The sequence below is a fragment of the Polaromonas sp. genome (assembly GCF_049790275.1).
Lineage (GTDB): Bacteria > Pseudomonadota > Gammaproteobacteria > Burkholderiales > Burkholderiaceae_C > Polaromonas.
This window is the reverse complement of the sequence record NZ_JBAQYR010000035.1, coordinates 1-14,359: the sequence shown is the minus strand read 5'-3', so window position 1 is coordinate 14,359 and position 14,359 is coordinate 1. Positions and strand designations below refer to the sequence as shown.

The following is a 14,359-nucleotide window of genomic DNA, read 5'->3' as shown; positions in this document are numbered from 1 at the left end:
ACGTCCGCATGGGGACCGCATACACAGGGCGGTTTGCACCCTCGCCAACAGGTCCGCTGCATGCGGGCTCTCTCGTTGCGGCACTGGCCAGCTGGCTGGACGCACGGGCTCACCAGGGCCGCTGGCTGGTTCGCATCGAGGACATCGACACGCCGCGCTGCGTGCCCGGCGCAGCTGCCCTCATCCTCCAGCAGCTGGCTGCCTGCGGCCTTGTTCCGGATGCGCCGCCGCTCTATCAGTTACAGCGCAGCACCAAGTACCAGGCCGCGCTGGACCAGTTGATCGCCTCTGACCTTGCTTACCCCTGTGCCTGTACACGGCAGGACATCGAGCGGGAAATTGCCGCCCGCGGCCAGCCGCGGCCACGCCATGGCGAACTGGTTTATCCGGGGACCTGCCGCGGGGGCCTGCAGGGCCGCCTTGCGCGCGCCTGGCGCTTCTTCGCCGGAAGTATTGAACAAAATTGGCCTCCAGCCCCTATGAGACGGGCGCAAGCAGCTCCTGATTCAATAGCAAATCAACCGCTTCACTGGCAGGATCGCCGCCTCGGGCCGCAGCAGCAGAATGTGGGAGAAGCTGTGGGCGACTTTGTGCTCAAGCGCGCCGATGGCCTCTGGGCCTACCAGCTGGCGGTGGTCGTGGACGACGGTGCGCAGGGCATCACCGACGTGGTTCGCGGTGAAGACCTCGCTGACAACACGGCGCGGCAGATATTGCTGCAGCGCGCGCTGGGGCTGCCCCTGCCGCGTTACCTGCACACGCCGCTGGTGCTGGGTGTCAACGGGGAAAAACTCTCCAAACAAAACGGCGCCACGCCGCTGGACACCAGCCGGCCGCTGCAAGTATTGAACGAGGCCGGGCGGGTTCTCGGACTTCCCGCAGGCATCCTTGCACAGACGCCCGCTGACTGGCTGCAGCAAGCCGTCGCCCTCTGGAGCCGGGCGACTAAAATTGACCGGTGATTGAATCCCCCACCACTCCGCCGTCCGCCCCGCCAGAAGGCGCCTCACCTGACGCCAGCCACCTGCGCACCATCCGCAGTTTTGTACTGCGCACCGGCCGCACCACCGCTGGCCAGGCCAGGGCTTTTGCCGATGCCGGGCCGAAGTTCCTCCTGCCTTATTCGGCAGCGCCGCTGGATATCGAAGCCGCCTTCGGACGTGCCGCGCCAACGATTCTCGAGATCGGCTTCGGCATGGGCGAAGCCACTGCACAGATTGCGGCCTTGCTGCCTGAAAAAAACTTCCTCTGCTGCGAAGTGCACACACCGGGTGTCGGCGCGCTGCTCAAACGCATCACCGAGCAGGGGCTAAGCAACATCCGCATCCTGCAGCACGACGCGGTGCAGGTGCTGGACCACATGCTGGCGCCCGGCAGCCTCGACGGCGTGCACATTTTTTTTCCCGACCCCTGGCACAAGAAAAAGCACAACAAGCGCCGTCTGATCCAGGGGCCGCTGGTGTCCAGGCTGGTTTCCCGTCTCAAACCCGGGGGCTACCTGCATTGCGCCACCGACTGGCAACCGTATGCCGAGCAGATCCTCGAGGTCCTGCGCGCGGAGCCGCTGCTGAAAAACACGGCTGCCAGCAGCGACGGTTATGCCGCCAAGCCCGACTACCGCCCATTGACCAAATTCGAAAACCGCGGCATCAAGCTCGGGCACGGTGTCTGGGACCTGGTGTTCGAACGCGAGTGAAAGACAAGCCCGCGCTCGGAGGCCTGCCCACGCGCGAAGGTGTCGGCCCGAGTTGCGTCAGTCTGCCTGCCGGCAACTGGTCCACCATCACCGACTTTCTCGCCCAGCGTTTTCCTGACATTCCACGTGCGGTGTGGCTGGAACGCATGGCCGCCGGGGAGGTTTTCGATGAGTTCGGCGAGGCCGTCACGCCTGCGCGTGCCTACCGCGGCCACATGCGGCTGTATTACTACCGCACCCTGCCAGCGGAGACCCGCATCCCTTTTGACGAAGAGCTGCTGTTCCAGGACGACCATCTGGTTGTCGTCGACAAGCCGCATTTTTTGCCGGTCACGCCCTCGGGCCACTACCTGCAGGAAACCCTGCTGGTTCGGCTGAAAAACCGGCTGGGCGTCGCAGGGCTTAGCCCCATCCACCGGATTGACCGCGAAACCGCCGGACTGGTGCTGTTTTCAGTGCAGCCGCAGGAACGCGCCGCCTACCAGGACCTGTTCCGCCAGCGCGAGGTCAGCAAGTGGTATGAAGCGATTGCACCCTGGCGCGACGATCTGACGTTTCCAAGGGTCTGCGCCAGCCGCATCGTGGAAGGCCAGCCCTTTTTTCGACAGGCCGAAGTGGCCGGCCCACCAAATAGCGAAACCCACATCGAATTGCTTGAAATCAGCGGGCCGCTGGCACGTTACGGCCTGAGCCCGGTCACCGGCAAAAAACACCAGCTGCGCGTACACATGCATGCGCTGGGCCTGCCCATCGTGAACGATCGTGTCTATCCGCCGCTGGACCCTACCCCTGAAGACGATTACCGCTGTCCGCTGCAGCTGCTGGCCAGGCGCATTGCCTTCGACGACCCCTTTACCGGGGAGCGCAGGGAGTTCAGCAGTAAGCGCTGCTTGGAACTGCCCTAAGCAGCGACGCCGAAACGGGGGCTCTATTTCAAGCAGGGGCCGCGGAACCGGCTTCGCCGGGCCGCAGGCGCAGCGCCCCCTCGGGGGGGACAGCGGCTACACGCAGTGAGCAAGCGTGGGGGCTCAAATCTCTTTTGCGGTGATCTGGTACTTGAAATCATCCGGCGTGTAGGAGTCAAAACGGCCGGCAGCGTTTTCGCCCACGGGGTACATGAAAAAGCCCAGCTTCTCCAGCTTCGAGTTCGGCAGCGCGATGTCATGCGCGGTGTTGTAGGCCATCCAGTTGCCCTCCCAGCCACCGAACAGCGCCTTGTTGACCGGGGCGACCACCGGGTCGGTGGTGTTCTTGATCCAGCTGGCCGTTTCCAGGCGCATGACCTTGGCCACATCGGCAGGGTCCATGGCCACCCAGCCATAACCCTTGAGGAAAACTTCCGAGCGGCAGTGCTGCGCGCCCTTGAGGCTGGCCGGGTTGCCGCTGAGCTCCTTGTAGCCAAAGGCTGAAGGCACCAGGCGAATGCCGTACACATCGCGCGCCGGAATGCCCACCGAGCGGCACAGGCCGACGAACAACGCATTCAGGTCGGCACACTTGCCGCCCAGGTTGCCGGTTTCCAGCATGGTCTTGATGTCGCCCTCGCCGCAGCCGCGCACCTTGGGGTCGCGGTAGGTGTTGGCCACGATCCAGTCATAGATCTTTCGTGTTTTTTCGACGTCGGTTTTGGCATTGCCGATGGCTTGTTGCGCCGTGGTGCGGACAATGCCGTCGGTCGGCAGGAATTTGGTCGGGCGTGTGAAATAACGCAGGGTGTCCGCGTCTTCCCGCACCGCGGTTTTGTGCGCCCAGTCGATGGCGCGGCCCTGGGTTTGCACGCGACTGGTCAGTTCAACAAAAGGTTGCGCCAGGCCGGCGGGGAATTCCACGTACAGCATCTTCGCGCCGTCCACGCCGTCATCGGTCAGGTCGGTCGCGCCGTTGCTGGAAAAACTGTTGCCCTGCGAACGCTGGTAGTCGCTGTTGACGGAGGGAATGGGCAGCCAGACCTTGGTCACGCCCTGTGGTTTGACGATGTCAACGCGCGTTGTCACGTCAAAGGTGCGCCAAGCGCCGCTTTGTGGGGCGAAGTTGCGGCGAGCGGCAGGGGTCTGCGCGAAATGGATCGAGGGGAATGCAGCGGCCACAGAGGCAGCGGCGGCATTTTTAAGAAAGGTACGGCGTACGGTGGTCATCAAGAGAACTCCGGAAAGTGGGTGGGCGGACGTGGCCAGGCATGTGAAAGTGCACCGGAATGTCCATGCGGCACAGGGAAAACCCAGTATCGCGGGGCAATTATGGCCGCTTTCACTGTGCAGGGCGTCGGTTATATTTCTCCGGCAGCCCTGCGTCGCGTGCGCCGCCGAAGTTGCATGCTCCCACGACAAAAGACTGAACGCCGGAGACGATGGATGGGTAAATCAGGCAAACAACCAACGGATCCGCAAGGCATCCTGCTGCGCAGGGACGCCGGCCAGGAATTCGCGGCGATCCGACAATCCGTGTTGTTACAGCTGGACGTGCTGGACCTGGCGTATTGCGTGCACAGCACGGAAGGCATGGATGCTGCGGGTCCGTACTTGCAGTTCAGGCTCGACACAAAGAAGGTTGACGCTTGGGCCCCCGGTTATGACACCCTGGCGCTGAGCCACACCCTCCAGCTCGACTCCGGACAACGGAGCGCCGGTCTGATGCGCGAGATCGTGCTGGCCATGCTGATGGGACCGGTCGCTTTCGAATTCCCCTGCCTGGAAGAGCTCGTGTCAGCCGTGCACATCCGCCACAACATTGCACGGGCTGCACGCAAAACGACGCTGGCCTTCCACACCAGCCAGGCGGAAAGGCCCGAAGACTGCTGGACCTACAAGGAAGACGCCGGCTTCGTCATCCGGCCCGGTGTCTCGCTGGTCACCGCACTTGCCAAGGCAACGCAGCCCGAGGTTTCCGGGGCCTTGTATTCGTTCTCCTGTTACCGCGCCACGGAATATGTCATCCTGCTGGGCATTGCCGAAGAACTGGCAAGTTGCAACCCGGCGCTGTATGCGCAACTGCAGGCATTCTGGAACGAGCGGCCTATCATGTCAGGCCAGTTTCACGACGTTTTCCTGCGGGAACAGGGCTCCATGGAGGAACCCTTGCCTCCCCGCTATTTCGTGCCGGGGGACAGGACCTGGTTTCGCAACCCCGATGAGCCGTCGGCCGATGCATCGGGTTATGAAGGTTCCTGGGTCATTTATATGGGCGACGGGCTGTTCAGCAATTTCTGGAAACGCGAGCAACCCTTCACCCTGACCGACAAATGCCTGGAGATCTACCATTGGCGCAACGCGATCTACCTGGACGAAAAAGGCGACAAGCGTATCAACGAGGAAAAAGTCGAAGCACTGGTCGCTGCCGCACGCCAGGATGCATCCGAGGTCGAACGAATCCTCGCGGTCATGCTGCGTTACCGTGAACCGCGCGGCGTGTACCGCCATGGTGGCTGCCTGGACACCACGCGCGAATTTGCGCGCTGGGTCTGCCCCGGGACGGCTGACCTCGTCCTGCCCACGGAATAGGGCCTCCACGCTCGGCACTTCGTGTCCTCGCTGCCCCCCGAGGGGGCCGCTGCGCCTGCGGACTGGCAAAGCCAGATCCGCGGCCCTGGCTGGCAGGGAGAAGATCCCCATGGTCGCTCAACTAACCAGGGGTAGTTCGCCTACTGCTTGAGCAAGGCCTCCAGCCACTGTGCGGCGGCGGCGCCGGTCCAGTCAACCTCACCCTGCACCCGCTGGCGCGGCCAGCCCTGGCGGTCCACCAGCACCGTGGAGGGAAACACCTTGATGCCCCAGGCACGCGCGGCCTGGCCCTGGGGGTCCAGCAGAATGGGCAGGCTCAGCCCGGTGCTGGCGGCAAACTGGATGGCACGTGCCGGGTGTTCCTTGAAATTGATCGCCAGCACCAGCAGCTTGTCGGAACCGTACAGGTCGGCAACCTGTTGCAGGGTGGGCATCTCGGCGCGGCAGGGCTCGCACCAGCTGGCCCAGAAGTTGAGCAGCACCGCACGGCCCTTGAGCCCATCGAGCCGCCAGGTTTTGCCCTGGGTATCCACTGCCTGCAGCGGTGGCACGGCGCCCTGCCAGGGTGATACGGTATAGGCTGCCTCACCGGCTGCCAGGGCCTGCCGACCCAGCACCAGCGATGTACCGGCCAGCGCAGCGCCCTGCAAAAAAAGGCGCCGGGATGCCAGGGGATGTAAGAAAGAAGCCATGGTTGCGACCAAGCTTAGCAGGGCAGAATGAACCCCGTGATGTACGGGGCATCTGGTACGGCCCGAAAATCAAGCGCAATTCCCCCAAGGCGTGCAAAGAGAAACTGTCCTACAAAGGCAGGCAAGCCGCTGAAGTAAATTGACGAACCACATGCAGCACCTGCTGAACCCATTTTGAACGCTCCCCTCAAACGCCCCAAGCTGGCCCTGGCCCCTGCGTCCCCGCAGTTCATCAATTGCCACCAGGCGTCCGCGCAAGGCCCGGCTCCTGATGTGGCGCATGAACTGGCCGAAGGCCTGAATGCCGTGGCCGCCAGCGTGGCGCCCAAGTATTTTTACGATGCGCTTGGCTCCCAGCTGTTTGAAACCATCACGCAGCTCGACGAGTATTACCCGACGCGCACCGAGGCCGGCATTTTCGATACAGCCTACCGGAGCATTGCCGAGACCGTGGCCGGTGCGGGCATCAAACAGCCCTGCCTGATTGACCTGGGTGCCGGCAATTGCGCGAAAGCCGCGAAGCTGATTCCCTATCTGAAGCCGAAACAGTATGTACCGGTCGACATTTCGGCGGACTTCCTGCGGGATGCCGCCGAGCAGGTGCAGACCACTTTCCCCGCCCTGGATATTGTGGGGATAGGCATGGACTTTTCCGCCGAGCTGGCACTACCGCCCCAAGTTCAGCGCCGCGACCGCGTTTTCTTCTACCCCGGTTCGAGCCTGGGAAATTTTTCGCCCGACCAGGCTCTCACTTTTTTGCAGCAAATGGTCGACCCGGCGCAAGGCGCCGCACGCGGCCTGCTGCTGGGCATTGACCTCGTGAAAGACAAGACCACCCTGGAGGCTGCCTATGACGATGCGCTGGGCGTGACAGCGGCCTTCAACAAAAACCTGCTGCGCCACGTCAACACACTGCTAGGCAGCGACTTCGATGTGCGCCAGTGGCGCCACCTGGCACTCTTCAACGAAACCGAATCCCGCATCGAGATGTACCTGCAGGCCCAGCGCAACCTGATGGTGCACTGGCCCGGAGGTGAACGGGCTTTCCGCGGCGGAGAACGCATCCACACAGAAAACTCCTGCAAATACACAGTGGCGTCCATGACAGCACTGCTGCGGCGTGCCGGCTTCACGCAGATCAGTTACTGGACCGATCCGAAAGACTGGTTCGCGGTGTTCTGGGCTTCGGTTTAGCAAGCTGTCTTGCCGCTTGGGCCGGGCCCGTCAAAGCCTTCTTCGATTCGACTGATAGTGGTTTTCCTGCTGGCCGGGAGTAGCCGGCTTGCTGGCACACCACAAATCGCCGAAAAAAAACAAGTCTACAAGCTCGAATTATCGAAATAAATCGATCTCTAGCCCTTTGCTGGCGGGCGCAAGCAGCTACCAAATCGATAGCGTATAGAGACTATTCAGCCCGCGATATCGCTGAAGGTTTGAAGCCCAGGTCCGCCGCCTTGCCTTTGCGGGCACGCGCTGCCCTGGCGTTGTTCAGGCTGCGGATTTCCAGTGTTTCCTCGCGTACCTTGCCGCCGCGGCCAATGCCTTCGATCTTCACGCTGCGGGTGTAAGCCGCCGCGCCGGCCAGGGTGTCCTTGGCGTCCAGGTCAATCAGCATCAGGCCGCGGCCGCCGGCCGGCTGGGTCTTGAGTTCGCTGATCTCGAAGGTGAGGATGCGGCCGCCGGTGGAAGCGCAGGCCACATGGGTGGCCGGATTCAGGGGCACGGCGCCGCTGCTGCCAGAGACAGGCGATGGCTTGCAGATCGATTCGCCCTCACCGCAGCTGATGAAAGCCTTGCCGGCTTTGAGGCGCGATGTCATGTTTTCCACCGTGGCCAGGAAACCGTAGCCGCCGCTGCCGCTGAGCAGCAGCGTGGCGCCCGGTGGGCCGGCAAAATAATGCGCCGGGTGGGTCCCGCTTTCAAGCTCGATCAGCGTGGTCACCGGCTGGCCGTCGCCGCGCGCGCCGGGCAGCATGGCGACCGGGATCGAATACACCCGGCCCGTGCCTTTGGCCGCGGTGCCGAACACCAGCAGGCTGTCCACCGTGCGGCATTCGAAGGTGCCGTACAGGCCATCGCCCGACTTGAAGGCAAAGCTGGCAGCGTCATGGCCATGGCCGCTACGTGCGCGTACCCAGCCCTTGGCGCTGACCACCACCGTCACCGGCTCATCGATCACCTTGACTTCAAGCACGGCTTTTTTATCGGCCTGGATCAGGGTGCGGCGCGGATCGGCAAACTGCTTGGCGTCGGCCTCGATCTCCTTGATCATCAGGCGGCGCAGCGCAGCCGGGCTGCCGAGGATTTCCTCGAGCTTGCCCTGCTCTTCGCGCAGGCTTTTGAGCTCCTGCTCGATCTTGATGGCTTCCAGCCTGGCCAGCTGGCGCAGGCGGATTTCAAGAATGTCTTCGGCCTGCCGGTCACTCAGATTGAAGCGCGCAATCAGCGCAGCCTTGGGCTCTTCGGCCTGGCGGATGATGGCGATCACCTCGTCGATGTTGAGCAGCACCAGCTGCCGGCCCTCGAGGATGTGGATGCGGTCCAGCACCTTGTTCAGGCGGTGTTGTGAACGCCGCTCTATCGTGGTCTGGCGAAAGCTGATCCATTCCTGCAGCATCTGGCGCAGGTTCTTCTGCGTCGGCTTGCCGTCCAGCCCGATCATGGTGAGGTTGATCGTCGACGAGCTTTCCAGGCTGGTGTGGGCCAGCAGGGTCGTGATCAGCTCGGTCTGGCTGATGCGGCTGGTCTTGGGCTCGAACACCAGGCGCACCGCGGCGTCCTTGCTCGACTCGTCACGCACCACGTCAAGCACGGCCAGCACCGTTTGCTTGAGCTGCACCTGGTCCAGGCTCAGGGCCTTCTTGCCAGCCTTGATTTTCGGGTTGGTGATCTCTTCAATCTCTTCCAGCACACGTTGTGTGCTCACGCCGGGCGGCAGCTCCTGCACCACCAGCTGCCACTGGCCGCGCGCCAGGTCCTCAATCTTCCAGCGCGCGCGCACCTTGAGCGAACCGCGGCCCGTGCTGTACGCCGCGGCAATGTCGGCCGTGCTGGAAATGATCTGCCCGCCACCCGGGTAGTCCGGCCCGGCGATCAGCGTGTACAGCTCTTCGTCGCTGAGCTTAGGCGTCCTGATCAGCCCAATGCAGGCGTCGGCCACTTCCCGCAGGTTGTGACTGGGGATTTCGGTGGCCAGGCCCACGGCAATGCCGCTGGCGCCGTTAAGCAGCGTGAACGGCAAACGCGCCGGCAGTTGGCGCGGCTCATCAAAAGACCCGTCGTAATTCGGCACGAAGTCGACCGTGCCTTCGTCAAGCTCGTCGAGCAGCAAGGTGGTGATTTTCGACAGCCGTGCCTCGGTGTAACGCATAGCCGCCGCGCCATCACCGTCACGGCTGCCGAAGTTGCCCTGGCCATCGATCAACGGGTAACGCTGGCTGAAATCCTGCGCCATGCGCACCATCGCGTCATAGGCCGCCTGGTCGCCGTGCGGATGGTATTTGCCGAGCACGTCGCCAACCACCCGCGCGCTTTTGACGGGCTTGGCGCCGCTGTTGCCGGAAAAGCCCAGCCCCATGCGCGCCATGGCGAACATGATGCGGCGCTGCACCGGTTTCTGGCCGTCGCAGATATCGGGCAGGGCCCGGCCCTTGACCACGCTCAGCGCGTATTCAAGGTAGGCGCGCTGGGCATAAGCGGCCAGCGATTCCTGGTCAGGCAACTCGGGGCTGGAAGGCAAGTCAGGTGTAAAAAGATCGTCCATCGGGTTCAAACTGCAAAAGTATCAGAAGGAGAAGGGAGAAGGGAGAAGGGAGAAGAGGGAATTTGGCCAGGCCACCGGTCCGGCGGGCCATCGCAGGGAATTATGGCCTCGGCACTGGCGCTACCTCGCCTCACGGGGACCACGCGAACCGCGCACCGGACATTCAGTCGCGTTCGACCCTGAACTCCGGCGCGACCGGGCTTTGCACCACAAGCGCCGGCAACTGGTTGCCGCGTCCGATGGCGCCTCCGATGGCCGGGCTGGACGGCACTTTGCTGCCGCCCATCATTTCCAGCCTGACGCGGCCGGAGCGGCGCGCGTTGCCGATCGCGCTGGGCGGTGTCAGGTGGCCATACAACTGCATCACGGTTTTGACGTAGTTTCTGGTTTCAGGGTAGTTGGGGATTTTGTTGCCTGCGCGCTGGACCGCGCCTTCACCGGCGTTGTAGGCAGCAACCGCCAGTTCCAGCTGGCCGGGGAACATGTCGATCAGGTAGCGCAGGTAACGTGAGCCGGCACGGATGTTGGTCTTCGGATCGGTCAGCTTTTTTTCGATCGGCGAATTCTTGTCGGCCCGCACGCCGTAACGCTGAGCGGTGGGCGGCATCAGTTGCATCAGGCCGATGGCACCCTTGGGCGACACCGCATGGGTGTTGAAGCCCGATTCCGTGGCAATCAGCGCCTGCAGCAGCTCGTAGTCGATGTCGTTGACCACCGCCGCTTCACGCAACAAATGCTTGACCGCCTTGTAGTTCGGCGAAACATCGAAGAAGGCCAGCAACTTGGGCGGTGCACCGGAGCTGCCGCTGCCCAAAACACCCGAAGAACCACGCCCTCCGCGGCTGGTGTCGAAACTATCGCCACCGCGAAAAAACAGCTGGTAGCGCTCATCGAGCCGTTCGGCCGAGAAATGGGCCACGCCCTTGTCATCCACGTAGCCCCAGACATCGGCGCGAGCCGGCGTCACAGCCAGCAGCATGGCGGCAGCAACCATCAAAAATGATAGCTGCCTACGCCCGTGCCACAAGGGCTGGAGCCACATTTTATGCATCATGCAGCCCACGCTGCAGAAGTCCGCGGATCGCGCATGAAGGTCCTTTTAAATATCGATCTCCACGGCATCGCCGTGAAGTTCCATCAATTCGCGCCGCGCCGCGGCTTCGCCCTTGCCCATCAATTTGGTCACCAGACTTTCGGTCTGGGCAAAGTCGAAGTTGCCGAGTTGCACCGGCAACAGCCGACGGGTATCAGGATTGAGTGTGGTTTCCCACAATTGTTCCGCATTCATTTCGCCCAAGCCCTTGAAGCGGCTGATGGCCCAGGCCCCTTCGCGCACGCCTTCCTTGCGCAATTTATCCAGAATCGCGATCAACTCACCCTCATCCAGCGCGTACGCCTTCGATGCGGGTTTCTTCCCGCGGGCCGGCGCATCCACCCGAAACAGCGGCGGCCTGGCCACAAAAATATTGCCGCTTTCGATCAGTTTGGGGAAGTGCCGGAAAAACAGGGTCAGTAGCAGGACCTGGATGTGGGATCCGTCCACGTCGGCATCGCTGAGGATGCAGATCTTGCCGTAACGCAGGCCACTGAGGTCAGGCGAATCGTTGGGGCCATGCGGATCCACGCCGATGGCGACCGCGATGTCGTGGATCTCGGTGTTAGCAAACAGCCGGTCGCGCTCGACCTCCCAGGTGTTGAGCACCTTGCCGCGTAGCGGCAGGATGGCCTGGCTTTCCTTGTCGCGGCCCATCTTGGCGCTGCCACCGGCGGAATCGCCCTCGACCAGAAACACTTCGTTGTGCGCCAGGTCCTTGCTTTCACAGTCGGTCAGCTTGCCCGGCAACACGGCCACACCCGAGCCTTTGCGTTTTTCAACTTTCTGGCCGGCTTTCTGGCGGGTCTGCGCCGCCTTGATGGCCAGTTCGGCGAGTTTTTTGCCGTAATCGACATGCTGGTTCAGCCAGAGCTCCAGCGTCGGGCGCACAAAGCTGGAAACCAGCCGCACCGCATCGCGCGAGTTGAGCCGCTCCTTGATCTGGCCCTGGAACTGCGGATCCAGTACCTTGGCGGAGAGCACATAACTGGCGCGGGCAAACACGTCTTCGGGCAGGAGCTTCACACCCTTGGGCAGCAGCGAGTGCAGCTCGATGAAACTCTTGACCGCCTGGAACACGCCGTCGCGCAGGCCGCTTTCGTGCGTGCCGCCGGCGCTGGTCGGGATCAGGTTGACGTAGCTTTCGCGCACCGGCTGACCGTCTTCAGTAAAGGCCAGGCACCACTGGGCGCCCTCGCCCTCGGCAAAACTGTCGTGCGCCGCGTCGGCGAAACCCTCGCCTTCGAACAGCGGAATCACCGGATCGGCACTCAGCGTCTGCATCAGGTAGTCGCGCAGGCCGCCCTTGTAAATCCAGGTCTGCACCTCTTTGGTTTTTTCGACCACCAGCGTCACGGTGACGCCGGGCATCAGCACCGCCTTGCTGCGCAGCAAGTGGGTCAGCTCGGCCATGGGCAGGGCCGAGGCTTCAAAATATTTGCTGTCCGGCCAGGCACGTACTGTGAGGCCGGACTTGCGGTCGCCCTCGGCCTGCTTGCGCAGTTGCAGCTTCTCGATGACGTCGCCTCCGCTGAACACCAGCGTGGCGGCCATGCCGTCACGGTAAGAGCTCACCTCCAGGCGCTTGGACAAGGCATTGGTGACACTGACGCCGACGCCGTGCAGGCCGCCGGAAAAACTGTAGGCCCCGCCCTGGCCCTTGTCAAACTTGCCCCCGGCGTGCAGGCGGGTGAACACCAGTTCAATCACCGGCGCCTTTTCCTCGGGGTGCATGCCATGGGGAATGCCACGTCCGTCGTCCTCAATGCTGATCGAGCCGTCCGTGTGCAGCGTGACCTTGATCTTCTTGCCGTGGCCGGCCAGCGCCTCGTCGGCGGAGTTGTCCAGCACCTCCTGGATGATGTGCAGGGGGTTGTCGGTGCGCGTGTACATGCCCGGCCGCTGCTTGACGGGCTCAAGGCCCTTGAGCACGCGGATCGAGCCTTCGGAATAGTCGTTGGGTAGTTTGGTCACCATGGGAGGGTGGATTGTAGACCCGGCTGATTTTAAAACTGTATGAATATACAGTTTTTTTCCGCAACACCCTGAAATCCATGCCCGGTTCGCATCAATGGCGGCAAAAACTTTCAAAAGCAGAAAGCGACACCATTAGGTACATTCGCTGCATGCAATCTCCCAGCCGAAACCTCTCCATCGCCCAGGTGCTCATCTGCGGCGCCGCCATCGTCACCCTGTCCATGGGCATCCGCCACGGCTTCGGCCTGTGGTTGCAACCGATCACCCAGGCCCAGGGCTGGACGCGCGAAACCTTTGCCTTTGCCATTGCCATCCAGAACCTGTCCTGGGGCGTGTTCGGCATTTTTGCCGGCATGCTGGCCGACCGCTTCGGCGCCTTTCGTGTCATTGCCGGCGGCGCGGTGCTGTATGCGCTGGGTCTGGTGGGCATGGCGCTGTCACCCAGCGGGCTGCTGTTCACGCTGACAGCCGGTGTGCTGATAGGCGCGGCGCAGGCGGGCACCACCTATGCCGTGATCTACGGTGTCATCGGCCGCAACATTCCGGCCGAAAAACGTTCCTGGGCCATGGGTGTCGCCGCGGCGGCCGGCTCCTTTGGGCAATTCCTGATGGTGCCGGTGGAGGGTTTCCTGATCAGCGGTCTGGGCTGGAAAGAAGCGCTGCTGGTACTGAGTGCTGCGGTGCTGTTGATCGCGCCGCTGGCCTTCGGCCTGCGCGAAACCAGCTTTGGCCCGGGCCAGGCACCGCCGCGCGAACAAACCATCCTGCAGGCACTCAAGGAAGCCTTCAAGTATCCGAGCTTCCAGCTGCTGATGGCCGGCTATTTTGTTTGCGGTTTCCAGGTGGTGTTTATCGGGGTACACATGCCCAGCTACCTGCGGGACAAGGGGCTCTCGCCGCAGGTCGCCAGTTACGCGCTGGCCCTGATCGGACTGTTCAATGTGTTCGGCACCTATGCGGCCGGCGCCCTGGGACAGAGGCTGGCGAAGAAAAACATCCTCGCTTTCATTTACTTCGCGCGGTCCGTCGTCATCGCCGTGTTCCTCGCAGCCCCCCTGAGCCCGGTTAGCGTCTATATTTTTGCTAGCCTGATGGGCTTGTTGTGGCTGTCTACCGTTCCACCGACGAATGCCGTCGTCGCACAGATTTTCGGCATCCAGCACCTGTCCATGCTCAGTGGCTTCATCTTTTTCAGCCACCAGATCGGTTCCTTCATGGGCGTGTGGCTGGGCGGCTACCTGTACGACCGCACCGGCAGCTACGACATCGTCTGGTACATCGCCATCGGGCTGGGTGTGGCTGCCGCGCTGGTCAACCTGCCGGTGCGCGAGGCCGCCATCCAGCGGCCGGCAGCGGGCCGGTTGCCCCAAGGTGCCTGACGTGGCCCGCAAACTCGCCCTGTATGCACTGGCCATTGCGGCCACGCTGGGCGTGTTTGCGCTGTATTTGCGGCCCGATTTTTTGCTGACGCTAGCTGACCAGATCTGGGCCTGCTTCTAAGCCATAGGGCCTGCTAACGCTATTTGTGCAAATGCGAACGGGGTGAAAACAGTGCCAATCAAGGCGCGCGACGACGCCCAGACTGGGCGTCTGGGTTAGGAGTGCAACGCCGAGTGGCGCTGTTTTCACCCCGTTCCCTCC

General features: G+C 62.7%; 11 protein-coding genes. 6 read left to right on the top strand and 5 right to left on the bottom strand.

What is annotated here, in order from left to right; all coding sequences use genetic code 11:
- Positions 1–8: 8 nt before the first annotated feature.
- Genes gluQRS through WA904_RS04345 form a run of 3 tightly spaced genes read left to right on the top strand, consistent with a single transcriptional unit; the run spans position 9 to position 2,601 of the window.
- Positions 9–962, top strand: coding sequence for a tRNA glutamyl-Q(34) synthetase GluQRS (gene gluQRS, locus WA904_RS04355; RefSeq protein ID WP_425195900.1), 954 nt, complete (start codon positions 9–11; stop codon positions 960–962).
- A complete protein-coding gene (trmB, locus tag WA904_RS04350) occupies positions 962–1,696 on the top strand; it encodes a tRNA (guanosine(46)-N7)-methyltransferase TrmB (protein WP_425195929.1) in 735 nt (244 codons plus the stop codon). The genes gluQRS and trmB overlap by 1 nt, the downstream gene beginning before the upstream one ends.
- Entirely contained in the window at positions 1,693–2,601 is a 909-nt protein-coding gene (locus WA904_RS04345) for an RluA family pseudouridine synthase (protein WP_425195899.1), read from the top strand. Before trmB ends, WA904_RS04345 begins: the two co-directional genes overlap by 4 nt.
- Positions 2,602–2,724: 123 nt before the next feature.
- On the opposite strand, the gene WA904_RS04340 is transcribed toward WA904_RS04345, so the two are convergent.
- Complete coding sequence (locus tag WA904_RS04340; protein WP_425195898.1) at positions 2,725–3,831, bottom strand: transglutaminase-like domain-containing protein; 1,107 nt, start codon at positions 3,829–3,831, stop codon at positions 2,725–2,727.
- A gap of 216 nt (positions 3,832–4,047) precedes the next feature.
- On the opposite strand from WA904_RS04340, the gene WA904_RS04335 reads away from it, so the two are divergent.
- Positions 4,048–5,193 (top strand): hypothetical protein, encoded by a 1,146-nt coding sequence (locus WA904_RS04335; protein WP_425195897.1) that lies wholly within the window; start codon positions 4,048–4,050, stop codon positions 5,191–5,193.
- Between the two features lie 140 nt (positions 5,194–5,333).
- Here WA904_RS04335 and WA904_RS04330 read toward each other — a convergent pair whose 3' ends face one another.
- The gene (locus WA904_RS04330; RefSeq protein WP_425195896.1) at positions 5,334–5,885 is read right to left on the bottom strand and encodes a TlpA family protein disulfide reductase; all 552 of its coding nucleotides are present in this window, start codon (positions 5,883–5,885) and stop codon (positions 5,334–5,336) included.
- Positions 5,886–6,059: 174 nt separating this feature from the next.
- Between WA904_RS04330 and egtD the strand changes: the two genes are divergently transcribed.
- The gene (egtD, locus tag WA904_RS04325) at positions 6,060–7,079 is read left to right on the top strand and encodes an L-histidine N(alpha)-methyltransferase (RefSeq protein ID WP_425195895.1); all 1,020 of its coding nucleotides are present in this window, start codon (positions 6,060–6,062) and stop codon (positions 7,077–7,079) included.
- 211 nt (positions 7,080–7,290) lie between these two features.
- Here egtD and parC read toward each other — a convergent pair whose 3' ends face one another.
- The 3 genes from parC to WA904_RS04310 form a co-directional block, all read right to left on the bottom strand.
- A complete protein-coding gene (gene parC, locus WA904_RS04320; RefSeq protein WP_425195894.1) occupies positions 7,291–9,648 on the bottom strand; it encodes a DNA topoisomerase IV subunit A in 2,358 nt (785 codons plus the stop codon).
- Positions 9,649–9,811: 163 nt separating this feature from the next.
- Positions 9,812–10,642, bottom strand: coding sequence for a lytic transglycosylase domain-containing protein (locus WA904_RS04315; protein ID WP_425195893.1), 831 nt, complete (start codon positions 10,640–10,642; stop codon positions 9,812–9,814).
- 105 nt (positions 10,643–10,747) lie between these two features.
- Entirely contained in the window at positions 10,748–12,718 is a 1,971-nt protein-coding gene (locus WA904_RS04310; RefSeq protein ID WP_425195892.1) for a DNA topoisomerase IV subunit B, read from the bottom strand.
- Between the two features lie 149 nt (positions 12,719–12,867).
- Here WA904_RS04310 and WA904_RS04305 point away from each other — a divergent pair, with 149 nt between their 5' ends.
- The gene (locus WA904_RS04305; RefSeq protein WP_425195891.1) at positions 12,868–14,097 is read left to right on the top strand and encodes an MFS transporter; all 1,230 of its coding nucleotides are present in this window, start codon (positions 12,868–12,870) and stop codon (positions 14,095–14,097) included.
- Positions 14,098–14,359: the final 262 nt, after the last annotated feature.

Excerpts from the sequence above, each read along its gene's own strand:
- WA904_RS04340 (WP_425195898.1), bottom strand. The coding sequence starts at position 3,831 with ATGACCACCGTACGCCGTACCTTTCTTAAAAATGCCGCCGCTGCCTCT.
- WA904_RS04315 (WP_425195893.1), bottom strand. The coding sequence starts at position 10,642 with ATGGTTGCTGCCGCCATGCTGCTGGCTGTGACGCCGGCTCGCGCCGAT.
- WA904_RS04305 (WP_425195891.1), top strand. The coding sequence starts at position 12,868 with ATGCAATCTCCCAGCCGAAACCTCTCCATCGCCCAGGTGCTCATCTGC.
- WA904_RS04335 (WP_425195897.1), top strand. The coding sequence starts at position 4,048 with ATGGGTAAATCAGGCAAACAACCAACGGATCCGCAAGGCATCCTGCTG.
- WA904_RS04310 (WP_425195892.1), bottom strand. The coding sequence starts at position 12,718 with ATGGTGACCAAACTACCCAACGACTATTCCGAAGGCTCGATCCGCGTG.
- parC (WP_425195894.1), bottom strand. The coding sequence starts at position 9,648 with ATGGACGATCTTTTTACACCTGACTTGCCTTCCAGCCCCGAGTTGCCT.
- WA904_RS04330 (WP_425195896.1), bottom strand. The coding sequence starts at position 5,885 with ATGGCTTCTTTCTTACATCCCCTGGCATCCCGGCGCCTTTTTTTGCAG.
- gluQRS (WP_425195900.1), top strand. The coding sequence starts at position 9 with ATGGGGACCGCATACACAGGGCGGTTTGCACCCTCGCCAACAGGTCCG.